This window comes from Pseudomonas farris (assembly GCF_019145235.1).
GTDB lineage: Bacteria > Pseudomonadota > Gammaproteobacteria > Pseudomonadales > Pseudomonadaceae > Aquipseudomonas > Aquipseudomonas farris.
On record NZ_JAHSTV010000008.1, the window covers coordinates 108,285 to 132,876 of the forward strand.

At 60.2% G+C, this 24,592-nt stretch carries 21 protein-coding genes; 4 read left to right on the forward strand and 17 right to left on the reverse strand.

Annotation, left to right across the window (positions count from 1 at the left end; translation table 11 throughout):
• Window positions 1-5: 5 nt before the first annotated feature.
• The 5 genes from KVG95_RS17985 to rloA2 all read right to left on the reverse strand — a co-directional run bounded on the left by KVG95_RS17985 (window position 6) and on the right by rloA2 (window position 4,317).
• Window positions 6-170 carry a hypothetical protein gene (locus KVG95_RS17985; protein WP_217857387.1) on the reverse strand — a complete coding sequence of 55 codons (165 nt, stop codon included), beginning with the start codon at window positions 168-170 and terminating at the stop codon, window positions 6-8.
• The gene (gene creD, locus KVG95_RS17990) at window positions 167-1,543 is read right to left on the reverse strand and encodes a cell envelope integrity protein CreD (protein WP_217857388.1); all 1,377 of its coding nucleotides are present in this window, start codon (window positions 1,541-1,543) and stop codon (window positions 167-169) included. The genes KVG95_RS17985 and creD overlap by 4 nt, the downstream gene beginning before the upstream one ends.
• 109 nt (window positions 1,544-1,652) lie before the next feature.
• Window positions 1,653-3,071, reverse strand: a complete 1,419-nt coding sequence (creC, locus tag KVG95_RS17995) for a two-component system sensor histidine kinase CreC (RefSeq protein ID WP_217857389.1) — start codon at window positions 3,069-3,071, stop codon at window positions 1,653-1,655.
• Window positions 3,071-3,751 (reverse strand): two-component system response regulator CreB, encoded by a 681-nt coding sequence (gene creB, locus KVG95_RS18000; protein WP_217857390.1) that lies wholly within the window; start codon window positions 3,749-3,751, stop codon window positions 3,071-3,073. The genes creC and creB overlap by 1 nt, the downstream gene beginning before the upstream one ends.
• 59 nt (window positions 3,752-3,810) lie before the next feature.
• Window positions 3,811-4,317 carry a retropepsin-like aspartic peptidase RloA2 gene (rloA2, locus tag KVG95_RS18005; protein WP_007904116.1) on the reverse strand — a complete coding sequence of 169 codons (507 nt, stop codon included), beginning with the start codon at window positions 4,315-4,317 and terminating at the stop codon, window positions 3,811-3,813.
• A gap of 271 nt (window positions 4,318-4,588) precedes the next feature.
• Here rloA2 and yihG point away from each other — a divergent pair, with 271 nt between their 5' ends.
• Window positions 4,589-5,473: a 1-acylglycerol-3-phosphate O-acyltransferase, YihG family gene (gene yihG, locus KVG95_RS18010; RefSeq protein WP_217857391.1), complete on the forward strand. Its 885-nt coding sequence runs from the start codon at window positions 4,589-4,591 to the stop codon at window positions 5,471-5,473.
• Between the two features lies 1 nt (window position 5,474).
• Here the strand turns inward: yihG and KVG95_RS18015 are convergent, their stop codons facing one another.
• The 9 genes from KVG95_RS18015 to KVG95_RS18055 all read right to left on the reverse strand — a co-directional run bounded on the left by KVG95_RS18015 (window position 5,475) and on the right by KVG95_RS18055 (window position 16,419).
• Entirely contained in the window at window positions 5,475-6,080 is a 606-nt protein-coding gene (locus KVG95_RS18015) for a DUF2780 domain-containing protein (RefSeq protein ID WP_217857392.1), read from the reverse strand.
• Between the two features lie 236 nt (window positions 6,081-6,316).
• Entirely contained in the window at window positions 6,317-7,516 is a 1,200-nt protein-coding gene (gene fdhA / locus KVG95_RS18020; RefSeq protein WP_052967383.1) for a formaldehyde dehydrogenase, glutathione-independent, read from the reverse strand.
• 226 nt (window positions 7,517-7,742) lie between these two features.
• Window positions 7,743-8,600: a formyltetrahydrofolate deformylase gene (gene purU, locus KVG95_RS18025; RefSeq protein WP_007907570.1), complete on the reverse strand. Its 858-nt coding sequence runs from the start codon at window positions 8,598-8,600 to the stop codon at window positions 7,743-7,745.
• A gap of 110 nt (window positions 8,601-8,710) precedes the next feature.
• Window positions 8,711-9,343: a sarcosine oxidase subunit gamma gene (locus KVG95_RS18030; protein ID WP_217857393.1), complete on the reverse strand. Its 633-nt coding sequence runs from the start codon at window positions 9,341-9,343 to the stop codon at window positions 8,711-8,713.
• Window positions 9,344-9,509: 166 nt separating this feature from the next.
• A complete protein-coding gene (locus KVG95_RS18035; protein ID WP_217857394.1) occupies window positions 9,510-12,527 on the reverse strand; it encodes a sarcosine oxidase subunit alpha in 3,018 nt (1,005 codons plus the stop codon).
• Window positions 12,524-12,853 (reverse strand): sarcosine oxidase subunit delta, encoded by a 330-nt coding sequence (locus KVG95_RS18040; protein ID WP_008008142.1) that lies wholly within the window; start codon window positions 12,851-12,853, stop codon window positions 12,524-12,526. The genes KVG95_RS18035 and KVG95_RS18040 overlap by 4 nt, the downstream gene beginning before the upstream one ends.
• 14 nt (window positions 12,854-12,867) lie before the next feature.
• Window positions 12,868-14,118, reverse strand: a complete 1,251-nt coding sequence (locus KVG95_RS18045) for a sarcosine oxidase subunit beta (protein WP_007947735.1) — start codon at window positions 14,116-14,118, stop codon at window positions 12,868-12,870.
• Window positions 14,119-14,141: 23 nt separating this feature from the next.
• A complete protein-coding gene (glyA, locus tag KVG95_RS18050) occupies window positions 14,142-15,395 on the reverse strand; it encodes a serine hydroxymethyltransferase (protein ID WP_052967379.1) in 1,254 nt (417 codons plus the stop codon).
• Between the two features lie 307 nt (window positions 15,396-15,702).
• Window positions 15,703-16,419, reverse strand: coding sequence for a TraX family protein (locus KVG95_RS18055; RefSeq protein ID WP_217857395.1), 717 nt, complete (start codon window positions 16,417-16,419; stop codon window positions 15,703-15,705).
• Window positions 16,420-16,550: 131 nt separating this feature from the next.
• Here KVG95_RS18055 and KVG95_RS18060 point away from each other — a divergent pair, with 131 nt between their 5' ends.
• Together KVG95_RS18060 and KVG95_RS18065 are read left to right on the forward strand one after the other, a co-directional pair.
• On the forward strand, window positions 16,551-17,591 hold the full coding sequence (locus KVG95_RS18060; RefSeq protein ID WP_217857396.1) for a threonine aldolase family protein: 1,041 nt from the start codon (window positions 16,551-16,553) through the stop codon (window positions 17,589-17,591).
• 120 nt (window positions 17,592-17,711) lie between these two features.
• The gene (locus KVG95_RS18065) at window positions 17,712-18,536 is read left to right on the forward strand and encodes an SDR family oxidoreductase (RefSeq protein WP_217857397.1); all 825 of its coding nucleotides are present in this window, start codon (window positions 17,712-17,714) and stop codon (window positions 18,534-18,536) included.
• 105 nt (window positions 18,537-18,641) lie between these two features.
• Here KVG95_RS18065 and gbcB read toward each other — a convergent pair whose 3' ends face one another.
• Complete coding sequence (gene gbcB, locus KVG95_RS18070) at window positions 18,642-19,742, reverse strand: glycine betaine monooxygenase reductase subunit (protein WP_123719621.1); 1,101 nt, start codon at window positions 19,740-19,742, stop codon at window positions 18,642-18,644.
• A 286-nt stretch (window positions 19,743-20,028) separates the two neighbouring features.
• Between gbcB and gbca the strand changes: the two genes are divergently transcribed.
• Window positions 20,029-21,324 carry a glycine betaine monooxygenase oxygenase subunit gene (gbca, locus tag KVG95_RS18075; protein WP_217857398.1) on the forward strand — a complete coding sequence of 432 codons (1,296 nt, stop codon included), beginning with the start codon at window positions 20,029-20,031 and terminating at the stop codon, window positions 21,322-21,324.
• Window positions 21,325-21,447: 123 nt separating this feature from the next.
• Here gbca and KVG95_RS18080 read toward each other — a convergent pair whose 3' ends face one another.
• Window positions 21,448-22,692, reverse strand: coding sequence for a metallophosphoesterase family protein (locus KVG95_RS18080; protein ID WP_217857399.1), 1,245 nt, complete (start codon window positions 22,690-22,692; stop codon window positions 21,448-21,450).
• A gap of 26 nt (window positions 22,693-22,718) precedes the next feature.
• Window positions 22,719-24,587, reverse strand: a complete 1,869-nt coding sequence (locus tag KVG95_RS18085) for a c-type cytochrome (RefSeq protein ID WP_217857400.1) — start codon at window positions 24,585-24,587, stop codon at window positions 22,719-22,721.
• Window positions 24,588-24,592 lie beyond the last annotated feature (5 nt).

Below are 24,592 nucleotides of genomic sequence, written 5' to 3' on the forward strand. Positions count from 1 at the left end.
CACAGTTAATCGGCGATGGGCACCTTTTTGGTGTTCACAGGAGATCGAGTGTGGGAGCGGGCTTGCTCGCGAATGCACCACACCGGATCCAACGGAAACAACCCCGCAATCCGCGTCGCCAGCACCTCTCCCACCTGCTGATCCTCGCGCAACCCCAACGACCGGCTCATTCCACGGCTCCAATATCAAACGCCAGCGGCTTGGCGGTTTTCTGCCCGATCCCGATCCCGTACCAGTCCAGCTTGCGGGTCAGTACCATGAACACGCCCAGCAGCCCGAACAACAGCAGCGAGCCCATCAACAGCGCGTAATCCTCGGCACTCAGCAAGCCGTAAAGCAAGCCATACAACGCCGCCAGCCCTGCCGAAAAACTCAAGCCGTGACGCACGCTGCGCAGCACATGGCAGACATAGAAACCGATCAACAACACACAGCCACTCGCCGACAGCAGATATGCCAAGGCAAAGCCAATGTGCTCGGACAGCGACAACAGCAACAGGTAGAAGAACGCCAGCGCCACGCCGACCAGCGCGTATTGCACCGGGTGTACCGCCAGGCTTTTCAGCACTTCGAAAAGGAAGAAACCCGCGAAGGTCAGCACGATGAACAGCAGCGCGTATTTGATTGCCCGGTCACTTTTCAGGTACTGGTCCACCGGGTCGATGAAACTCACGCCGAAGCTGCGACCGCTGAACGCCTCGCACTCGCCGCCAGATACGCAACTGTTCAAGGCCTCTTGCAGGTTGGTGGAGAAAAACGAGGTTTGCCAATTGGCAGTGAAACCCTGATCGGTGATTTCACGCTGGGCCGGCAGGTAGTTGCCGATGAAGCTGGGGTGAGGCCAATTGGCGGCCAGTGAAACCTTGCTGGTCTTGCCCACCGGGAGAATCTGCAACTGGCCGGTGCCTTGCAGGCGCAAGTCGAAACCGAAGGCCAGTTCCGTAGCCTGTTGGGTGTCCAGCGCTGGCAGCGTCACGTGCACACCCTCGCCCAACCAGCCGACTTGGCTACCCGGTACAAAGTCCAGGCTCTGGCCATTGAGTTCGAGTTTCAGGGCATTCTCGATGCCGCGAATGTCGCTGATGCCAACGGCCAGGAACGGCTGGTCGAAGCGGTAATCGGCGAAGTCCTCCTTGATGCCCAGTTGTGCCGGGACCGAGAAGTGCCCGCTGATGCGGTTATTGGCGTGGAACAGCCGCGCCTCGTAGATACCCCGGGCGCGCAGTTCGGTCTGGACCTGGCCGTCCAGTTCGAAGCGCTCCGGCAGGAAGTACAAGCGCCCGCGTTCCTCGCCGACGTCCTGATAACGCTGGTTGGTTTTTTCGTTGGTTTTCCAGGTGCGTACCATTTTTCGATAGGGCACCACCATCAGCGGGCCGCTCAGTTGCTGGCTGTAGCTGGAACTGCGAGCGATGTCTTCGAGCACACCGTCGCGCAGTTGTTGCCGCTCCTGGATCACGCCATTGATCATCAGCAGCGGGATCAGCAGCAACAGAATCAAAAGGGCAATCGCCCCGAGTTTTAGGGTCAGGCTACGGTTCATGGGACTCTCCCTGTTTGGATGGGGAGAGTCTGGAGTCGGTGTGTGGGAGATTTATGGGGGGAATGTGGAGAGTATGTGGAGACTGGGGTGGCCCCATCGCGACTCGGTCCTAAGGCAGGCGCAACGTGACCTCTACACCGCCGTCGACATTACCGATACTCATCGCACCGCCATGCAGCTTGACCACCTCTTCAACGAAGTTAAGCCCCAACCCCGTACTTTTACGCCCACTGTCCGGACGCGGCAGTGAGTAGAAGCGCTCGCTCAAGCGCGGCAATGCATAGTCGGGAATCGCCTCGGCCTGGTTGAATAGCCTGAACTCAATCTGCTCACCGACTCGTTCGGCGCACAAGCGCAGCACGCCTCGAGCCGGGGTGAAATCCAACGCATTCTCCAGCAGATTGCCCAGCGCCTGACGCAACAGAAACGGTTCGCCGAGCAGGTTCAGATCCGCTGCAATGTGCAGTTCCACACGCAACTGCTTGCCTTCGATTCGCGCAGCCTGCGCGCTCAACAGCTCATCGACCAAATCCGCCAACGGCACGGCCACCCGCTCTTCCAGCCCTTGGCGCTGTTCCACCTGCGCGAGGTTCAACAGTCGTTCGATCAACTGCTGCATGCGTGCACTTTCGCTGTCGATGTTGCTGACGAATCGTTGCTGCTGAGCCAGCGGCATCTCGCCTTGCAGTAACTCCGCCGCGCCACGAATCGCCGCCAGCGGGCTTTTCAATTCATGGGTCAGGGTGTGCACATAACGCTCGACGTAGGCTTTGCCTTCGAGCTGGGTGCGCATCTGCTCCACCGCCGTGGCCAGTTGCTCCAGCTCGCCGCCACGATAATGCGGCACCTCGACCCGACGACCTTCGCTGACTGCCTGGGCATACGCCGTCAACCGCCGCAGTGCAGCGCTCAGCCACCAGGACAACAGCGCTCCGAACAGCAAACCGAGGCCAATCAGCCCGGCGCCATAAATCAGCAATCGCCGCTCGGTGCGATCAACGTAAGGTTGCAGCGAGCTGTTGGGCTTGGCCACCGTCACCACACCGATGATCTGGCCGTTGTCGCGAATCGGTGCCCCGACGTGCATCACCGACGAGTTCGAATCATCCGGGCTGCTGCGCGTCGAACGAGCGCCGTACTCGCCGCGCAAGGTCAGGTAGACATCGTTCCAGCGCGAATAGTCCTGGCCCACCGCGACGCCGCTTGAATCCAGCACCACGATGCCCTTGGCATCGGTGACGTAAATCCGGTGGTTGACCTGATTCTTCGGCAGGCCCCAGATATTCGCCTTCGGTTGCCGTTCCCCGTACGCCTTGAGCAACTCGGGCCAGCGGTTCTGGCTGAGGGTGCCGGCCTTGAAGTCGTCCCGCAGGATCTCGGCCATCAGGTTGGCGGTGTCCACCAGGGTTTCTTCGGTGGACTGGCGCACGCCGGGGCGGATTTCTTCCATCACGGTGTTGAGCACGAAATAGCCGGTCAGGCCGATGAACAGCACGTAGACCAGAAAAATCCGGATCCCCAATGGCATCAGCTGTGCCCCGGGCTATAGCTGTAACCGAGGCCGCGGTGGGTCTGGATCGGCTCGGCATCGGCTTTCACCTGGCGCAATTTGGCGCGCACACTCTTGATGTGGCTGTCGATGCTGCGCTCGTAACCGGCATCGGCGGCCACGCCCAGCGCATCGAGCAATTGCTCGCGGCTGAAGACTCGCTCAGGTTGCTCCAGCAGGCATTGCAGCAAACGAAACTCGTGGCGAGTGAGGCTCAAGGGCTGATTGCGATAGCTGATCTGCACCCGTTCGCTGTCGATGCGAAACAGCGCTGACGCCGCCTCCGCCACTGGTCGTGGCGCCATGCGCTTGAGAATCGCCCGGACCCGCGCCGCCACTTCCCGAGGGCTGAACGGTTTGACCACGTAATCGTCAGCACCGATCTCCAGACCGACCACGCGGTCGATCTCTGCATCACGGGCGCTGAGGAAAATCACCGGCACTTCGCTGAAACGCCGCAATTGCTTACAGGTCTCGAAGCCGCTGATGTCCGGCAGGCCGATGTCGAGAATGATCAGGTCGGCCGGCGTGGCGCGCTGATGCTCAAGCGCCGCCGCGCCAAGGCTCAACCAGGTGGTGGTAAAGCCCTCGCCCTGCAAGGCGAAAATCAGGGTGTCGGCAATCGCTGCTTCGTCTTCGACAATCAGGATATGAGGCATGGCGTCCGAGCCCGCTAGTTAAGTGGGCGAACGGTGCCCCAAGGCTGATTCGCCGTCAATCAGCAGTCGGGTTTGTCTGCCGTGAAACGCCGTGCCGGGTTCACTGCCGCACCGAATTCACGCAGTGCTTTGGCGCCGATCAGCAACGGGTAATTGAAGCTGCTGCGGTCGGTGAGGTTGACCTCGACGGTGCGCTTGACGTTGCCCAGGCACAGTTCCAGATCAACCACTGGCCGTTTGGTGGGTTCGATCGCTTCCTTGTCATCGTCGTCTTCTTCGGAGCGGGTCTTGATCTTGCTGATCCGCGCGACCTTGTGTTCGTAGACCTTGTTGCTGGCGCCTTTGGTGGCGAGGCGGAAACGCACCCACTCGTCGCCGTCGCGGGTGAAGGTTTCGATGTCTTTGGCCGACAGCGACGCGGTCAGGGCGCCGGTGTCCATTTTGGCCTTGAGGACTTCGCCGCCGATTTCCGGCAGCGCGATGTATTCGTAACGCCCGTACAGAGTCGGCTCAGCGGCCAGGACTGGAAGGGCCACGAGGGAAAGCAGTGCAAGGAGAGATTTCACGTAGGGGGCTTCCTTGAAGAGTGGGCAGCGGAATTTTAGACCGTTATCGAATAGATCGTTCCCACGCTCTGCGTGGGAGTGCAGCCCGGGACGCTCCGCGTCCCAAAGCGGACGCAGAGCGTCCATTGAGGCATTCCCACGCAGAGCGTGGGAACGATCGCTATGTCAGTCCAGCATACCGCCACAAACGTGAAACATTCGTCACCACCCATTTGGCCTGTCGCCTGAAGCTGCTTATCATGGCGCGCCCAAACGCTTTCAAGAGTTACTTATGCGCCGCCTGCTCACCGGCTGTTTCGTTACCCTGCTGCTGTTGCTTAACACCCTGGTGCTGTTCGGGCCTTTGATGGTGTTCGCCCTGCTGAAATTACTCCTGCCCGGGCGCTTTCGCGATTACGCCTCCTGGACGGTGATGTGGACTGCCGAAACCTGGGCCGAAATCGACAAACTGATCTTTCGACTGTGCATTCCCACCCAATGGGACATTCGCGGCGGCGATGATCTGCGCCGCGACACCTCGTACCTGGTGATCGGCAACCATCAGTCCTGGGTCGATATCCCGGCACTGATCCAGACGCTTAACCGGTGCACGCCGTTCTTCAAATTCTTCCTCAAGAAAGAGCTGATCTGGGTGCCGTTCCTGGGCCTGGCCTGGTGGGCGTTGGACTATCCCTTTATGAAGCGCTACACCAAGGCGTTTCTGGCGAAAAACCCGGAGCTGGCCGGCAAGGACCTGGAAATCACCAAAAAAGCCTGCGAGCTGTACAAGCGTCAGCCAGTGACGGTGGTCAATTATCTGGAAGGCACCCGGTACACCTCAGCGAAAAGCGCCCAGCAGCAATCACCGTTCACCCACCTGCTCAAGCCCAAGGCTGGTGGCGTGGCTTTTGTGCTGGCGGCGATGGGTGAACAGCTGGATGCCGTTCTCGATGTAACAGTGGTGTACCCACAGCAGAAGATTCCGGGATTTTGGGATTTGATCAGCGGCAACGTGCCGAGGGTGATCATCGACATCCAGACCCGCGAACTGGACCCGGCGCTGTGGCAAGGCGATTACGAAAACGATCCGACGTTTCGCGAAAAGGTCCAGAACTGGGTCAACCAGCTCTGGATCGAGAAGGACCGGCGCATCAAAGAGCTACGCGCTGAAGGCTGACTCAGCTACCGGTGCCCGCGCCCCAGATCCCGCCGAGGTTTTGCAGCAGCGAACCGGCGACGCCTTGCTGACCGAGGTATTGCAGGATCACCGGCGCAAACTGGCCGATCATGCCGCTGTCCATGCCCAACGCGCTGAAGGCGTTGTTCAGGTCGTTGGTGTCCTTGACGTTACCCAGCAAGCCATCGAGCAACGCATTCTTGTCCGACCCCGCACCGAGCAGCCCGCCCAAACCGTTCAGGCCACCGATGGCGCTGTTGCCTGCGATCTGATCGAGGCCCGGCACGTTTTTACTCAGCTCGGAGAAGTCCTGGCCGCTGAGTTGGTTCCTGGCCAGCCCCAGCATCGCACCGGCACCGCCGACAGCCTGCTCCGGGGTGACATTGAGCTGCGAGCCCAGGGTATTGAGCAAACCGGCCGCCTTGGGTGCCGCCGCCACAGCGCCATCACCCTGATTGCCTTGGTCACCTTGGTTGCCCTGCATCGCTGAAACCACATTGGCCGCATCGCTGAGGCTGAACTGTGCAAAGGCCGGGCTGGCGGCCAGCGTCGTCAACGAAGCGACAGCCATGAGCGATGCCAGTGCAAAACCGCGTGAAACTTTCATCCAGACATCCTCTTGCGCCATGAAAACCACCCGGTAACGGGCGGTAAAACTGCCGATTTGACCGGGTATATGCCGGCATGTTCCTCGTTTGCGCGGCATTTTTACCCAAGTGGCGGTGATGAAACGTGAAACCCCGGACCTGTGCGATGAATGGCATTGCCGCTCCCGCCTCAGGGTTAGTGTGACGCATAAAAAAACGGCGACCCGAAGGTCGCCGTTTTGCTTTGCGTGAAGCCTTACGCCGCGCTGAACAACTTGTGCGGATCGATCACAAACTTCTTCGGCACGCCCGCATCGAACTCGCCATAACCACGTGGCGCGTCATCCAGACTGATGACTTCAACACCCACGATGTCGGCAATCTTGATGCGATCCCACATGATCGCCTGCATCAGTTGGCGGTTGTACTTCATCACTGGCGTCTGGCCGGTGTGGAAGCTGTGGGATTTGGCCCAGCCCAGACCGAAGCGGATGCTCAGGCTGCCCATTTTCGCGGCCGCATCCACAGCACCCGGGTCTTCGGTCACGTACAGGCCAGGGATGCCGATTTTGCCGGCCACGCGAACCACGCCCATCAGGGAGTTGAGCACGGTCGCCGGAGCTTCGTGTTTCACGCCGTCATGGCCGTGACCGCGAGCTTCGAAGCCCACCGCATCGATAGCGCAATCCACTTCAGGCTCGCCCAACAGCGCGGCGATCTGTTCGTGCAGTGGGGTGTCTGTCGACAGGTCGGCAATTTCGAAACCCTGAGCCTTGGCGTGAGCCAGACGGATCGGGTTGACGTCACCGATGATCACCACTGCAGCGCCCAGCAGGCGAGCGGAAGCGGCAGCCGCCAGACCAACCGGACCGGCACCCGCGATGTACACCGTGCTGCCAGGGCCAACACCGGCCGTTACAGCGCCGTGGTAACCGGTCGGCAGGATGTCGGAGAGGCAGGTCAGGTCGCGGATTTTTTCCATCGCGCGATCGCGATCAGGCAGTTTCAACAGGTTGAAGTCGGCGTACGGCACCATCGCGTACTCAGCCTGACCACCGGTCCAGTCCCCCATGTCGACATAACCATAGGCACCGCCCGGACGCGCCGGGTTAACGCTGAGGCAGACACCAGTGTGCATCTCTTTACAGGAGCGGCAGCGCCCGCAAGCTACGTTGAACGGTACGGACACCAGGTCGCCGATTTGCAGGTTCTCGACGTCGCTGCCCTTCTCGATCACTTCACCGGTGATCTCGTGGCCGAGCACCAGACCGGTCTGAGCAGTGGTACGGCCGCGCACCATGTGCTGGTCGGAACCACAGATGTTGGTGGAAACCACACGCAGGATGACGGCGTGGTTAATCTTCCTGCCGCGCGGGTCCTGCATTTTCGGATAGTCGATTTTTTGTATTTCGACTTTGCCATTGCCGAGATACACCACACCACGATTGCCAGACATGCTTTCACCTCGCTGTTGTTTTTATGTAGCGGTCGCGTCGCCATGGATCGGCGGCGCGTTGATTGCTCGGGTTATTGCCTGTGTGTCTTGTGTTGTTTGGGAGGGCCTCTTCGCGAGCAAGCCCGCTCCCACATTGGATTTAGGGTGTGTCTGAGATCTGTGCCTGACACAAATCCCTGTGGGAGCGGGCTTGCTCGCGAATGGGTCGCGAAGCGGCCCCAAAAATCTAAAGAACGACCGTTCTGTTCGCGTTCAAAAACACGCGTCGTTCAATGTGATAACCAACAGCCCGTGCCAACGTCAGCCCTTCGATATCCCGCCCTTTGGCGATCAAATCTTCGGGATAATGGCTATGATCCACAGCCTCCACGCCCTGGGCGATGATCGGGCCTTCGTCCAGGTCGTTGTTGATGTAGTGCGCCGTGGCGCCAACCAGTTTCACGCCCTTGTTGTAGGCCTGGTGATACGGCTTGGCCCCCTTGAAGCCCGGCAGCAGGGAGTGATGAATGTTGATCGCCTTGCCATCGAGTTTGCGGCACAGCTCCGGCGACAGGACTTGCATGTAACGGGCAAGAATCACCAGTTCAGCGCCGGACTCTTCGACCACCTGCCAGACCTGACGCTCCTGCGACGGTTTGTCGTTCGGGTCCAGCGGGAAATGGTAGTACGGAATCTGATGCCAGTCGGCCAACGGCTTGAGGTCCGGGTGGTTGGAGACCACGGCGACCACGTCCATCGACAACTGGCCGATGCGCTGGCGGTAGAGCAAGTCGTTGAGGCAGTGATCGGCCTTGGAGACCATGATCACCACTTTTGGCCGGTGGTGCGGCGGGGTCAGCTCGAAGACCATCCCGAAGGCGTCACCACGCTCTGCCAAACCTGCGCGGAAAGCCTGTTCGTCAAAGCCGTCGGGCTGACGGAATTCCACGCGAATGAAGAAACGACCCGAGAGCCGGTCATCGAAGGAATGGTGCTCGGTGACGTAGCAGCCCTGCTCGAACAGAAAGCGGGTCACCGCATCCACGGTGCCGAGGACGCTAGGGCAATCGGCGGTCAGAATCCATGTGTCTGGGGCGCGGCTCATAGTGCGGTGACTCCTGCTGCAACATCTGTGATCAGAGAGAACTCTGTGAGTAAGGGCTTGCCTGTGGCGAGGGGGCTTGCCCCCTCGCCACAAAAGCTCCCTCACCACAATTACGCCTGGACGCTAAGGCCGTATTCAGCGGCAGCATCCTGCAACCACAACCACCAGTAATCCGAGAAGCTGCGGCGAATCAGCAGTTCCCAAGTGTCTTCGGCGGTATGGCGAATCATCAATTGCGACTTGGCAAACACCGTGCCCACAGCCTTGCCCACCGGGAAGTTGTTGGGGTGCACGTCGTAGCTGGTGGATTTCATCAGCACCTGACGCACGTTCGGGCCGCTGAGTTCAAGGATCTGTTGGCCACCGCTGACGTTGACGATCTGGATGTGCAGGTCACCCAGTGCTTCACGCAGTTTTTTCTCGACAGCGAATTCTTCGCCGGTCGGCACGATCAGCAGCCATTCATCCGGCCCCATCCATTGCAGGCTGGTTTCACCTTTGATCACCACGGTCAGCGCGGCTGGCAGTTCCAGGCCGAGGGCCTTGTGCACGCCAGCGGCGAACGCAGGATCGTGGGCATCGCCACGGATGGTCAGGTGACCGAGGAGTTTTTTCTCACGCACGATCACGCCGGCGTTCTTGCGACCCTTGCCCACCAGGCTGGCAAGGTCGGCATGATGCAGCGACGACTCGGCCTTGGCCCCGGTGGTTGGGCGTTGTTGGTAAACATTGGCTGCGGTCATAAAGCACCTGTCTTGAATTCTGTTGGTTCCGGCCCTTGTGGTGGCTGTGCCGCCGCCATCGCGAGCAGGCTCGCTCCCACAAGGGTTACGCGATCTCCTGTGGAAGCGAGCCTGCTCGCGATGCAAACAACGCGGTGCAGCGGCCAGCCCACAGGACCCGAGGCCATTAAACGTTCTGGCGATCACCCTTCGGATCGAAGAACACCGAAGAAACGATTTCCGCCTCGATCACGCTGCCGTCGGCCAGCGGTGCGAACACCCGCTCACCCATGCGCTTCAGGCCGCCCTTGACCACACCCATGGCAAACGAATAGCCGAGGGAGTTGTGCAGGTAGCTGGAAGTCACGTGACCGACCATGGTCATCGGGATGGTTTGCTTGGTGTTGAACACCAGTTGCGCACCTTCCGGCAGCCATTTGGTCGGATCGATCGGCTTCAGACCGACCAACTGTTTGCGCTGATCACGCACGCAATCCTCACGGTTCATGCCACGCTGGCCGATCCACGAGAAAGGTTTAGTGCGACCGACACACCAGCCCATGTTCAGGTCGTCCGGGGTCATCGAGCTGTCAGTGTCCTGACCGACGATGATGAAGCCCTTCTCGGCCCGCAGTACGTGCATGGTTTCAGTGCCGTACGGGGTCAGGTTGTACTTCTTGCCGGCCTCGACGATTTTCTCGAGCACGCCCATTGCATAGTCGGCCTGCACGTTGACTTCGTACGACAGCTCACCGGTAAACGAAATCCGGAACACCCGCGCCGGCACACCGCCGACCAGAGCTTCTTTCCAGGTCATGAACGGGAAGGCTTCGTTGCTCAAGTCGATGTCGGTGACTTCGCTGAGCAGCTTGCGGCTGTTCGGCCCGGACAGGGTCATGGTTGCCCAGTGATCCGTCACGGAAGTGAAGTACACCTTCAGGTCTGGCCATTCAGTCTGATGGTAGATTTCCAGCCATTGCAGCACGCGTGCAGCGCCGCCAGTGGTGGTGGTCATCACGAAGTGGTTATCGGCCAGGCAGGCAGTCACGCCGTCGTCGAACACCATGCCGTCTTCTTTGCACATCAGGCCGTAGCGGGCCTTGCCCACGTCGAGTTTGGTCCAGGCGTTGGTGTAGATGCGGTTGAGGAACTCACGCGTGTCCGGGCCCTGGATGTCGATCTTGCCCAGGGTCGAAGCGTCCAGCAGGCCGACGCTGTCGCGCACGGCTTTGCATTCGCGCTTCACGGCGGCATGCAGGTCTTCACCGTTTTTCGGGAAGTACCATGGACGTTTCCACTGACCGACGTCTTCAAATTCGGCGCCGTTCTTCACGTGCCAATGATGCAGCGCGGTGAAACGAACCGGCTCGAAGATGTGCCCACAGTGACGACCGGCTATGGCGCCGAAGGTCACCGGCGTGTAGTTCGGGCGGAACATGGTGGTGCCCATCTGCGGGATGGTCACGTTCAGCGAACGGGCGGCAATGGCCAGACCGTTGACGTTGCCGAGCTTGCCCTGATCGGTGCCGAAGCCCAGTGCGGTGTAGCGTTTGACGTGCTCGACCGATTCGAAGCCTTCGCGGGTCGCTAGTTCGATGGCGGCAGCGGTGACATCGTTTTGCAGGTCGACGAATTGCTTCGGCGCCCGTGCGGTGGCTTTTTCGTGCGGCACCTGGAACAGCGCCAACGTCGGTTCTTCCAGACGGCTCAGGGCTTTCGGCAAGGTCGCTTCGACCCCGCTGAAACCGGCTTCGCTGGCGGCGCGAGCACCGCCTTCAAAACCATCGGCCAACGAATCGCCGAGGCCGTAGACGCCGTTGATGCCACCGACGCACACGCGTTTTTGCGGTGCTTCGCCCGGTACGAAACCGAGGATGTCTTCACGCCAGATCGGCTTGCCACCCAAGTGCGACGCCAGGTGAACCACCGGGCTGTAACCGCCGGAACTGGCGACCAGGTCGCAATCGAGCCATTCGCCTGGGCTGGTCACGGTGTGTGCTTTTACATCAATCGCTGCAACGCGAGCGGCGGTGACGTGTTTGCTGCCACGGGCCTCGATCACGGCGCTGCCGGTCAGGATGCGAATGCCTTTGGCGCGAGCCTCTTCCACCAGCGCACCGCGAGGGTTGCTGCGGGCATCGGCGATCGCCACCACTTGCAGACTGGCGTCGAGCCAGTCCAGCGCTACGCGGTAAGCGTGGTCGTTGTTGGTCGACAGCACCAGTTTCTTACCCGGTGCCACGCCGTAACGACGAACGTAAGTCGACACAGCGCCGGCGAGCATGTTGCCCGGCACGTCGTTGTTGCCGTAAACCAGTGGACGCTCGTGAGTACCGGTCGCCAGCACTACACGCTTGGCGCGAACCCGGTGGATGCGCTGACGCACCTGGCCAATCGGAGCACGGTCGCCGAGGTGATCGGTGAGGCGCTCGTGAATGGTCAGGAAGTTATGGTCGTGGTAACCGTTGACCGTGGCGCGCGGCAACAGCAGCACGTCCGGGGTGTTTTTCAGCTCGGCGATGACGCTGGCGACCCACTCGGTGGCAGGCTTGCCGTCGAGGCTTTCGCGGGAATCAAGCAGGCTGCCGCCGAACTCTTCCTGTTCATCGGCCAGGATCACACGCGCACCGCTACGGGCAGCCGCCAGCGCAGCCGCCAGACCCGCAGGGCCAGCGCCGACGATCAGCACGTCGCAGTGCTGGTTCATGTAGTCGTAGGTGTCCGGATCGTTCTCGGTCGGCGAGCGGCCAAGGCCGGCAGCCTTACGAATGTACTTCTCGTAGGTCATCCAGAACGATTGCGGGTACATGAAGGTTTTGTAGTAGAAGCCCGGCGGCATCAGCTTGCCGCCGACCTTGCCGAGAATCCCCATCATGTCGTTGTTCACGCTCGGCCAGCCGTTGGTGCTGGTGGCGACCAGGCCTTGATACAGCGCTTGTTGCGTGGCGCGTACGTTCGGGATTTGCGTGGCTTCGGTCGCACCGATCTGCAGCACAGCGTTCGGCTCTTCGGCACCGGCGGCGAAGATGCCGCGTGGGCGCGAATACTTGAAGCTGCGGCCGATGATGTCGACACCGTTGGCCAGCAAGGCGGCGGCCAGGGAATCACCTTCAAAGCCTTTGTAGACCTGGCCGTTGAAGGTGAAGCTCAGCACTTTGTTACGGTCGATCCGTCCGCCATTGGACAGGCGATTGATCTGGCTCATACCTTCTCTCCCAGAGCCGTGGCGGCCGCTTTCGGGCTGTCGGTCTTGTCGGTGAACTGCGGCTTGGCGCCGATCTTGTAGGTTTCGAGAATCTCGTAGGTCACGGTGTCACGGGTGACGTTGAAATACTGACGGCAACCGGCGACGTGATCCCACAGTTCGTGGTGCAGACCGCGAGGGTTGTCGCGGAAGAACATATAGTCGCCCCACTCCTCGTCGGTGCAGCTGTTCGGATCCAGTGGGCGCGGGATGTGCGCCTGGCCGGATGCATGAAATTCCTCTTCGGAGCGCAGTTCGCCGCAGTGAGGACAGAAGATATGCAACATGGGGATTTCTCCTGTTAGTGGGCAACCGCAGCAGCGCCGTGTTCGTCGATCAACGCACCGTTGTGGAAACGGTCGATGGAGAAAGGTGCGGCCAATGGGTGCATTTCACCCTTGGCCAGGCTTGCGGCGAATACATTGCCCGAGCCAGGTGTTGCCTTGAAGCCACCGGTGCCCCAACCGCAGTTGAAGAACATGTTCGGTACCGGCGTTTTCGAAATGATCGGGCAGGCATCCGGCGTGGTGTCGACGATGCCGCCCCACTGACGGTTCATGCGTACGCGCGAGAGCACCGGGAACATCTCGACGATGGCCTGAATGGTGTGCTCGATCACCGGGTACGAACCACGCTGGCCGTAGCCGTTGTAGCCGTCGATACCGGCGCCGATCACCAAGTCGCCCTTGTCGGACTGGCTGATGTAACCGTGCACGGCGTTGGACATGATCACGCTGTCGATAATCGGCTTGATCGGCTCGGACACCAGCGCTTGCAGCGGGTGCGATTCGATCGGCAGACGGAAGCCGGCGAGTTTGGCCATGTGCCCGGAGTTACCGGCGGTGACCACACCGACGCGCTTGGCGCCGATGAAACCCTTGTTGGTTTCAACACCGATGCACACGCCGTTTTCCTTGCGGAAGCCGATCACTTCGGTCTGTTGAATCAGGTCCACGCCCAAGGCGTCGGCGGCACGGGCAAAGCCCCACGCCACGGCATCGTGACGGGCCACGCCGCCGCGACGCTGGACGGTTGCGCCCATCACCGGGTAGCGAGTGTTCTTGGAGCAGTCGAGGTACGGAATCTCGTCGGCGACCTGTTTGGCATCGAGCAGTTCGCCGTCCACACCGTTGAGGCGGTTGGCGCTGACCCGACGCTCGGAATCACGAATGTCCTGCAGGGTGTGGCACAGGTTGTAGACGCCACGCTGGGAGAACATCACGTTGTAGTTCAGGTCCTGGGACAGGCCTTCCCACAGTTTCATGGCGTGTTCATACAGGTGCGCCGACTCGTCCCACAGGTAGTTGGAGCGAACGATGGTGGTGTTGCGCGCGGTATTACCGCCGCCCAGCCAGCCTTTCTCGACCACAGCCACGTTAGTGATGCCGTGTTCCTTGGCCAGGTAGTAGGCGGTCGCCAGACCATGCCCGCCACCGCCGACGATGACCACGTCATAGACCTTTTTAGGGGTCGGCGTGCGCCACATCTTCTGCCAGTTTTCGTGATGGCTGAGGGAGTGTTTGAAGAGGCCGAAGCCCGAATAGCGTTGCATAGTCATTTACTCCAAAACCGCGCTCAGCGATAAACCGGGAAGTCCGCGCACAGGGCTGCCACTTGCTGCGCGACATTGGCCTCGACATCGGCGTCGCCGAGGTTGTCGAGGATGTCGCAGATCCAGCCAGCCAGTTCAACGCACTGGGCAACCTTGAAGCCGCGAGTGGTTACCGCCGGGGTGCCGATGCGCAGGCCGGAGGTCACGAACGGCGACTGTGGATCGTTCGGGACAGCGTTCTTGTTCACGGTGATGTGGGCGCGACCGAGGGCTGCATCCGCCTCTTTGCCGGTGAGGCCCTGACGGATCAGGCTGACCAGGAACAGGTGGTTATCGGTGCCGCCGGACACTACATCGTAGCCGCGTTTGATAAATACGCCGGCCATGGCCTGGGCGTTGTCGATCACTTGTTGCTGGTAAGCCTTGAAGCCAGGCTCCAGCGCTTCCTTGAAGCACACCGCCTTACCGGCGATCACGTGCATCAGCGGGCCGCCTTGGGCACCCGGGAACACTGCCGCGTTGAGCTTCTTCTCGATTTCTTCGTTGGACTTGCACAGGATCAGGCCGCCACGAGGACCGCGCAGGGTCTTGTGGGTGGTGGTGGTGACCACATCAGCGTACGGCAGCGGGTTCGGGTACAGGCCGGCAGCGACCAGACCTGCGACGTGAGCCATGTCGACAAACAGCAGCGCACCGACCTTGTCGGCGATCTGACGGAAACGTGGGAAGTCGAGGGTCTTGGAGTAGGCCGAGAAGCCGGCAACGATCATCTTCGGCTTGCATTCGACAGCCAGACGCTCGACTTCGTCGTAGTCGATCAGCCCGGTTTTAGTGTCAATGCCGTACTGCACGGCGTTGTACAGCTTGCCCGAGGACGACACCTTGGCACCGTGGGTCAGGTGACCACCGTGGGCCAGGCTCATGCCGAGTATGGTGTCGCCGGCTTGCAGCAGGGCCAGGTAAACGGCGCTGTTGGCCGAGGAACCGGAGTGCGGCTGCACGTTGGCGTAATCGGCACCGAATAGCTGCTTGGCGCGTTCGATGGCCAGGGCTTCAACCTTGTCGACGTGCTCGCAGCCACCGTAGTAGCGCTTGCCCGGATAGCCTTCGGCGTATTTGTTGGTCAGGCCGCTGCCCTGCGCTTGCATGACGCGCTTGCTGGTGTAGTTCTCTGACGCGATCAGCTCGATGTGATCTTCCTGACGTTGCTCCTCGGCATTCATCGCCGCCAGCAGTGCATCGTCGTAACCCTGGATCTGGTCTTGCTTGCTGAACATCGCGTCTCTCCCAGCGGCATCTATGCGCCATTCGTCTCGGTAAGGCACTGGCGTTACGGCAGTGCCCTTTGGATGCGATGGTATGACCGGCGCAGACAGGCCAAATGCCTACGGACGCCACGCAAAGGTGCGTTTACGACATGGGCCGAAAAGCCTGACCGGACACAATCTTCAAATCAGAAAGGATCCCCTGTGGGAGCGGGCTTGCCCGCGATAGTGGTGGGTCAGCTGACATCTATGCTGGATGTGATGCCGCCATCGCGGGCAAGCCCGCTCTCACAAGGTTATGCAGCTCCTGCATTGGGGGTCAGGCGATGAGTTGGCGCAAGGCCAGAAGCACGAGGAAATGCGCGGGATAGAGCGCGTAAGCCCAACGCCGCATCGGCGGTGGCCGGATGCCTTGGGCGTGTCGCAATAGCAGTAGCCCCAGCAATGGCGCAATCAGACAAGCGGCAATGCCGAATATGGCTGCATTGCTGTGAAGCCGGGCGGCGTAATACAGCACTTGCCACTGATTGGCCGCCAGGCAGACCAGCCCCGGCAGCAGGCTGAAATACCAGGGCCGGTGGATCACCAGCAACATCGCCAGCGGCAACAGCACGCCAAAAAAACCGAACATCAGTCGCTCTGGGAACAGTGCTGCCAGCAAAAGTGCACCGGCCGCCAATAGCCGCGATTGAAGCATCTGGTTCTGCCAGCCAAGCGCGACCAACAGCCCCAGAATCAACGTCGGCAATACGTTTAAGGTGTTGAGATCAGGAATGTACATCCGGTAGGGGATTTCGCTTACAGCGCTAAACAGCAACAACCAACCGAGGTAACGCCACTGGCCATCCGTTGTTACTGCACGGACTCGCGACAGGTTCGCCGCCATCGCCAGACAGAACCACGGGAACGCCAACCTGCCCGGCACGTACAGCAGATCGATGGAGTAACCGACATATCGCAGGTGATCGAGCACCATGCTCAGCAGCGCCAGCCACTTGAGCAGATCCAGCGCCCCATCCCGTTGAGTCATGTGCATAATTGCCCGTCAACCGTGTTTTTTTCTGACAGCAACATCCCGTGTGCTCCCCGGACGATCTTCGGTAAAGTGCGCACCATCATTGACCACGAAGCTCTTCACCATAAGCGCCTCGATTACGGAAGCCGGCCATGACCGACAAGAGCCAACAATTCGCCAGCGACAACTATTCCGGTATCTGCCCTGAAGCCTGGGCTGCCATGGAACAGGCCAACCACGGCCACCAGCGCGCTTATGGCGACGATGAGTGGACCGCACGCGCAGCGGATCAATTCCGCAAACTGTTCGAAACCGACTGCGAAGTGTTCTTCGCCTTCAACGGCACCGCGGCCAACTCGTTGGCTCTGTCGTCACTGTGCCAGAGTTACCACAGCGTGATCTGCTCGGAAACCGCCCACGTCGAAACCGACGAATGCGGCGCGCCGGAGTTTTTCTCCAACGGTTCCAAGCTGCTCGTTGCCCGCACCGAAAACGGCAAGCTGACGCCGGAATCGATCCGCGAAATCGCCCTCAAGCGCCAGGATATCCACTACCCGAAACCGCGCGTCGTGACCCTGACCCAGGCCACCGAAGTCGGCAGCGTGTACACCCCGGCCGAAATCCGCGCCATCAGCGCCACCTGCAAAGAACTGGGCCTGAACCTGCACATGGACGGCGCGCGTTTCTCCAATGCCTGTGCGTATCTGGGCTGCTCACCAGCCGACCTGACCTGGAAGGCCGGCGTTGACGTGTTGTGCTTCGGCGGCACGAAAAACGGCATGGCGGTGGGCGAAGCGATTCTGTTCTTCAACCACAAACTGGCTGAAGACTTCGATTACCGCTGCAAGCAGGCCGGGCAATTGGCGTCGAAAATGCGCTTCCTCTCGGCCCCATGGGTCGGGATTCTGGAAAACGACGCCTGGCTCAAATACGCCCGTCACGCTAACCACTGCGCGCAGTTGCTGGCCGAACTGGTGAGCGACATTCCTGGCGTGGAACTGATGTTCCCGGTGCAGGCCAACGGCGTGTTCCTGCAACTGTCGGAACCGGCCATTGCCGCATTGACTGCCAAGGGCTGGCGCTTCTACACCTTCATCGGCAACGGCGGCGCCCGGTTCATGTGCTCGTGGGACACCGAAGAAGACCGCGTGCGCGAATTGGCGACGGATATTCGGGAAGTGATGGCAGCCTGAAACCCACCAGGCTGATCATTCCCACGCTCTGCGTGGGAACGATCAGTTTCGGGGAGTTGGTCTACATTGACTGGCGAGCCGTTTCGATCCGCTCAGATAACAACAATCAGGAGCGTACGCATGTCACTACAAGGCAAAACCCTGTTCATTACCGGCGCCAGCCGTGGCATTGGGCGTGAGATTGCGCTGCGGGCAGCCAAGGACGGGGCCAACATCGTGATTGCCGCTAAAAGTGCCACCCCGCACCCCAAACTGCCTGGCACCATTTTCAGCGTAGCGGCAGAAGTTGAAGCCGCGGGCGGCAAGGCGTTGGCCTTGCAGGTGGATGTGCGTGATGAAATTGCCGTGCGCCAGGCCCTGGCCGACGCCTCTGAGCATTTCGGCGGCATCGATGCGCTGATCAACAATGCCGGGGCGATCAAGCTGACAGGCGTACAGCACATCGAACTCAAGCGCTTTGACCTGATGCACCAGATCAACACCCGCGCCGTGCTCCTTAGCAGTCAGGCTGCCCTGCCCTATCTGAAAAAATCCGCCGGGCACATTCTCAACCTGTCACCACCGCTGAACCTGGCCACCAAGTGGTTCGCCCAGTACAGCCCTTACACGGTGACCAAATACGGCATGAGCATGCTGACTTTGGGCATGAATGAGGAATTCGCCTCCTACGGCATCAGCGTCAATTCCCTGTGGCCGCAGACCATGATCGCCACTGCCGCCATCGAGTTTCAGCTGGGGTCACGCGAGTCGTTCAAGCATGCGCGCACGCCGGCGATTATGGCGGATGCTGCTTACGCAATTCTGGATAGCAGTGGCCGCAGCATTACCGGGCGCTTGCTGATTGATGAGGAGATTCTGCGGGAGCATGGCGTGACCGAATTCGATCATTACCGCTTTGAGCCCGGCACCCAAGACAAGCTGATGCCCGACTTATTTGTGGACTGAAATACCAACCATTGTGGGGGCGGGCTTGCTCGCGAAAGCGGTGTGTCAGGCAACATCAATGTTGACTGCGCTGCCGTCTTCGCGAGCAAGCCCGCTCCCACAGGTTCAAAACTCGATCCGCACATCGCCCTTCGGCACGCTGCAGCACGACAGGATGAACCCTTCGGCTTCGTCTTCCTCGGTAATCCCGCCGTTGTGGTCCATTTCGACCTCGCCCCCCAGCTTCATCACCTTGCAGGTCCCGCAGATCCCCATCCCGCAGGCTTTCGGGATCAGCAGGCCAAGCTTGGCCGCCGCCGCATGCACGGTTTCGCCCGGCGCCACGCGAATGCTTTTGCCGGACGCGGTGAATTCGACCTGATGCAGGTCGGCAACGTCGACTTCCGGTGCATCTGCTGCGATTTCGGCTTGTTCCACCGCGTCGGCACGGGCTTCCGCTGGTGTCGCACCAAAGGATTCCTCGTGATAACGCGTCATGTCGAAACCGGCCGTCTCGAGCATGCGCTTGACCGCGTTCATGTATGGGGTCGGGCCGCAGCAGAAGACTTCACGCTCAAGGAAGTCCGGCGCCATCAGTTCGAGCATCTTGTGGTTCAGGTAACCCCGATAACCGGCCCACGGCTCGCCCAGACCATGTTTCTCGCAAATCAGGTGCAGGCTGAAGTTGTCGATCCGCGACGCCATGTGTTCCAGCTCGCGGTGATAAATGATGTCTTTGGGCGAACGGGCGCTGTGGATAAACACCATGTCGACGTTGCCGTTGGTGTCATAGAACCAGCGAGCCATCGACATAACGGGCGTGATGCCAACGCCACCGCTGAGGTAGAGCACTTTCGGCGCGGTGAAGTCCATGGCGTTGAACAGCCCGACCGGCCCGTGCACCGCCAGCTCCTGGCCTTCATGCAGGGTGTCGTGCAGCCAGTTGGACACCTTGCCCCCCGGCACACGCTTGATGGTCACCGAAAAGCTGTACGGCACCGACGGCGAGCTGGAAATGGTGTAGGAGCGCATGATCGGCACGCCGTCGATTTCCAGCTCCAGGGTGACGAACTGCCCGGGCTTGAAAAAGAACAGGATTGGCTGGTCGGCCATAAAGCAGAAGGTGCGCACATCCCAGGTTTCCTGGATGACTTTGACGCAACGGACAATATGTCGACCATTGGCCCAGGTCTGGGTGGTTACCGGGTTCAGGAAGCTGTTGGACATGCTGATCTCCACGGCCGACTGCCGGCCTTCATGTTGGCGATTCTGCGTATAGCGCAGCCCCTCCATTTACCTATCTGCGACATTCACATACTTATCGCGACCAGCCCCCAATTACCGGGGGTTGCGCGTCGGGAACAGATTGGGCCATGTCGCCCATGGATAAGGTTCTGGCGAGCGCCGGCCCCACACTCGCCCCATACCAAGTCACAACCTTTACACCTTGCGTAGCAAACCGTATCAGCCACTATTTCGCCGGCCACACAGAATGGCCATGAGGATCAAATCGATGGACGTCACCGCAAAAATCAGCCTGGGCGATCCGCTGGAACCCGCACGCAAGGCCACCGCGCAGATGCTACAAGAGCGCGAGCGTACTTTCTCGCTGCCGCAGCCGTTTTACTCTGACGAGCGGCTGTTTGATATCGACATGCAGGAAATCTTTCTGAAAGAGTGGTTGATCGCCGGCATGACCTGCGAAATCCCGACCAAGGGCAACTACCTGACCCTGCAAGTCGGCAAGAACCCGATCATCGTGATTCGCGGTGCCGACGGCGTGGTCCATGCGTTCCACAACGTCTGCCGTCACCGCGGTTCGCGGCTGTGCACCAGTGAAAAAGGCAAAGTCGCCAAACTGGTCTGCCACTACCACCAGTGGACATATGAGCTAGACGGTCGTCTGCTGTTCGCCGGCACCGAAATGGGCGCCGACTTCGACATGAAGCAGTACGGCTTGAAGCCTGTGAACGTGAAAACCGCTGGCGGTTACATCTTCATCAGCCTGTCGGAAAACCCGCCGGCCATTGATGACTTCCTGTCGACGCTGAACCATTACATGGAACCGTACGACATGGAGAACACCAAGGTGGCGATCCAGACCACCTTGTTCGAAAAGGCCAACTGGAAACTGGTGCTGGAAAACAACCGCGAGTGCTACCACTGCAACGCGTCGCACCCGGAACTGTTGAAAACCCTGCTGGAATGGGACGACGTCACCGACCCGCGTGCCGACCAGGCCTTCAAGGACCACGTCGCTGCCTCCGCTGCAGCCTGGGAAGCCGAGAAGATCCCTTACGCCCACGCCAGTTTCGGCCTGCGTAACCGCATCGTGCGCATGCCGCTGCTCAAGGGCACCGTGTCGATGACTCTGGACGGCAAACAGGGCTGCGCCAAACTCATGGGCCGGATCAAAAACCCGGACCTGGGCTCGATGCGCATCCTGCACCTGCCGCACTCGTGGAACCACTGCATGGGCGACCACATCATCGTGTTCACCGTGTGGCCAATCAGCGCTCAGGAAACCATGGTCACCACCAAGTGGATCGTCCACAAGGACGCGGTCGAAGGCGTAGACTACGACGTGGAGCGCATGCGCCAGGTCTGGGATGCGACCAACGACCAGGACCGTCGCCTGGCCGAAGAAAACCAGCGCGGGATCAACTCCACCGCGTACCAGCCAGGGCCTTACTCCAAGACCTATGAGTTTGGCGTGGTGAACTTCGTGGATTGGTACAGCGAGCGGTTGCTGAACAACCTGGGGGCCGAACCTGCGCCATACCTCAAAGGTGTTCCGGTTCAAGGCTAAGAGCAAAAGCTTCGCGAGCAAGCCCGCTCCCACAGTTGACCGGGTCGTTCACAGATTTTGTGTACGCCACCGATCTAATGTGGGAGCGGGCTTGCTCGCGAAAGCGGTCGCACATTCACCCAATCAACTCGAAGACCACCGCACCGACCCGTCCTCCCCAATAAACGTTTCTTCGATGTTCTCCCCCACCAGCCGCACTTTCACATAACCGTTCAACACCCGATCCGGGTACGCCTCATCCCGCGCATTTTGCGTTTCCGACCACAACACCCGCGAGTGCCCGTTCAACTCGCTGGCATTGCCGTAGGGAATCGCCCCATGGCCGGCGCAGCGCGCATGCAACCCGCCTTGAGTGGCGTAGCAGATGCCGTTGTGCAAATGCCCCCAATACCAGTAATCCGGCTCGCGGCCCAAGGCATCGCATACCGGTTGATACAGCGCCGTTTTGTTGTGCCCGGAAATGTCGAAGCCCTGGTGATGACTGAGCACCATGATTTTCTTGCGCTGAGGCAGCCCTTTCATCCAGTCGATCTGCTCCTTGTTCAGCGCACCGTCCATGTACAGGTTGATCGGATCCGAGGCGTAAGCCGTGTCGAGGCCGATCACCAGCCAATCATCGTTGTACAACGCAAAATAACTGGTGCCCTGCTGCGCCGGGAAACGCTTGGCCAGCTCCTTGAAATAGCCATGGGCGCCGCTGTACATCTCATGGTTGGAGTTGAGGGTGAACGAGCCATGCTTGCCCATGGGCCAGCCGACCATGTCGACGTCTTCCTGGGAGTGGGTGCCGGCGTAATACACGTCCCCTAGGTGAACGGTGAAATCGGCCTGGGCCAGTTGCATCTGATTGGCCACTGACACCGCCGGGGCATGGCTGTCGAACGGCCCGGTGCCCCAGTCGCCGGCGATGGCCAGGGTCACGTCACTGTCCATGCGCATCAGCGCCGGGTTGGTGGCGAACGATGCGTGATGCCGAAGGTTCTCGATCCATTTGAGCAGCGCCTCGCTCCACAACAGATCCAGCAGTTCCCATTTGCGACAACCGAGCAAGCTGCCGTCCTTGAGCACTCGGGTTTGCAGCTCGTCTTCCGATTGCGGCAAGGGAGTGGCGTTACCGATATGCAGGATCGACAAACCGTGGGCCAACTCCCACGGCACACTCGGTTGATCGTCGGGCAAGTCGCCGTTTTTGAGCACGTAGTGCGCCTGATCGTGACCCCGTTGCAGAAGCGCGACGATGGCTTCGAACTCCTCCGGTTCAAGCTCGCTGACGAGCTTCTTCCAGGCCATTTCCAGGCGGGTGAACAAGCCGTGAAAGCGCAGCTTGACCTTGTCGTACTCGTGTTCCCAATGACTGACCAATGACATGTCGTGTTCCTCCATCCGTAGTGGAATTACAGGGTTTTCATGAACTCGATGAGCGCCCGCTTATCGAGTTCCGACAGTTGGGTGCCGTACAGGTGGCCGCCGTTGTGGTTGCCCTCCAGACGGGTGTCGTATTTGAAGTCCGCCGAGGCTTTCATCTGCGCGCCACTGGTGACGAAGCCGACCTTGTCCGGGTCGTACACATCGGAGCCGGTGAAGAACACCAGCGGCCTCTTTTCCGGTGGTTGCAGTAAGTCCCACAGGGTCGGTACCGAACCGTTATGCAGATACGGCGCGCGTAACCAGACGCCGTCGGTGGGCGTGTTGCTGTAGCTCTGGGTTTTGCGATAGGCGCCAAAGTCGAACGGTGATTTCTTGAAGCCATGGAAAGCCGTCACTAAACCATTGGTGAACGAGTTGAGCCGATGGGGATCGGTGCCCAGTTCCTCAATGTTGGTGGTGACCTGACCGGTGTCGGTGCGACCGAAATCATGGCAACCAGCGCAGTTGTTTTCCCAGACCGGTTTGCCCTGTGCGACCTTGGCCTTATCCAGCGCAAACGGCCATGTGGGTGCTTGGTGGCCCAGCAACCAGTTGGTCACCCGGTTGAAACTGGCCGGCAGCACCGACTCCGGCGTTGCGCCCACGGCCATGGCCGCCGCGTAGTTGCGCTCATGGATGTCGTTGTTGTTGCCGTCCCAGTGCAGGTACAGCGACTCCCGAGGCTTCTGGTTCCAGACTTGCGGCAAGTCGACCGTGCCGATGGTCGAGTCATCCGGGAAGCCGAACACCACCATTTTCGTCGGGTTGAAGGTGTCGGTGCGCCCCGGCCCTTGTGGGGCGCGCAGGCGTTGCCAGGCATAGGCCTGTTTCTGCTTGACCAGCGCGCTGGTGGCCATCGGAATGATCACGTAGCGGTTGTACAAGCGCTCGAAAAACCCGAGCTGGAACTTGCTGTTGATCGCCGTCATCACCGCGTCTGGGGTGAATTTCGGGTCGCTGGCGCAATTGTAGGCGAACCACTGGAAGGCCTGCAGTTGCAGGGTATTGGCCGGCGCGGTAGCCACCGGGATGGCGACGTCGCTGGTATTGGCCCGGTAGGAACCGGTGTGGCACAGGGCGCAGTTGGGCTCCACGGTCGGGTAACCGATCTGCCGCTTGGCCATGCCGATCGGCAGGTCCTTGCCATTCTCGTAGAGGAAACCGAAGACTTCATAGCCGCCGGGTTTCGGCAGTTTATCCGGGCACATTTGCGGCAATACGGCGAACAGGTAATAGGGAATCCGCGCTTCGATGCCCAGGCCGATGGCGCCGTATTTGTAGTGATCCTCATCGGAGGCGTATTGCTCTTCCGGTACCACCCGCAGCATCTGGTACCAGGTCTCATAGCCGATAAACCCCAGCGCCAGCACCACGACCAGCGTGGCAACCTTGAAGCTGTGTCGCTGCCAGCGTCTCGCCCACGCTGCGCGCCACTCATGCCAGCCGTCGCGAAGCAACGCCAAGGGCCGATTGGCCGGCGCGCTGCCCCGGTACAACAGAATCCCGAGGATCAGGAACATGCTCAGATCACCCAGCAGCATCGGCACAAATACCTGTGCCTGGCTGCTGGTGTTGATCAGGTAGATCCAGAACGCCACGGCGATCAGTCGCGACAATACGCACAGCCATGAATGCACGACGTATCTTGGTGCGTTGAAGCCAGACGGCATGTAGAACAGGCTGATCCCCACCAGCAGCATGCCGGCGTTTTCCAGCCACGGATCGGAGAGCTGCGGCGGCATCCCGAGCATCGAAGTCAGCAACGCCGGCGCAAACAGCGCCGGAATCGCGAAGACCATGTTCATCACAATGCCTAGCCAGATGAAGCGTTGAAACCAGCGGATGTAACTGTCCATAGCAT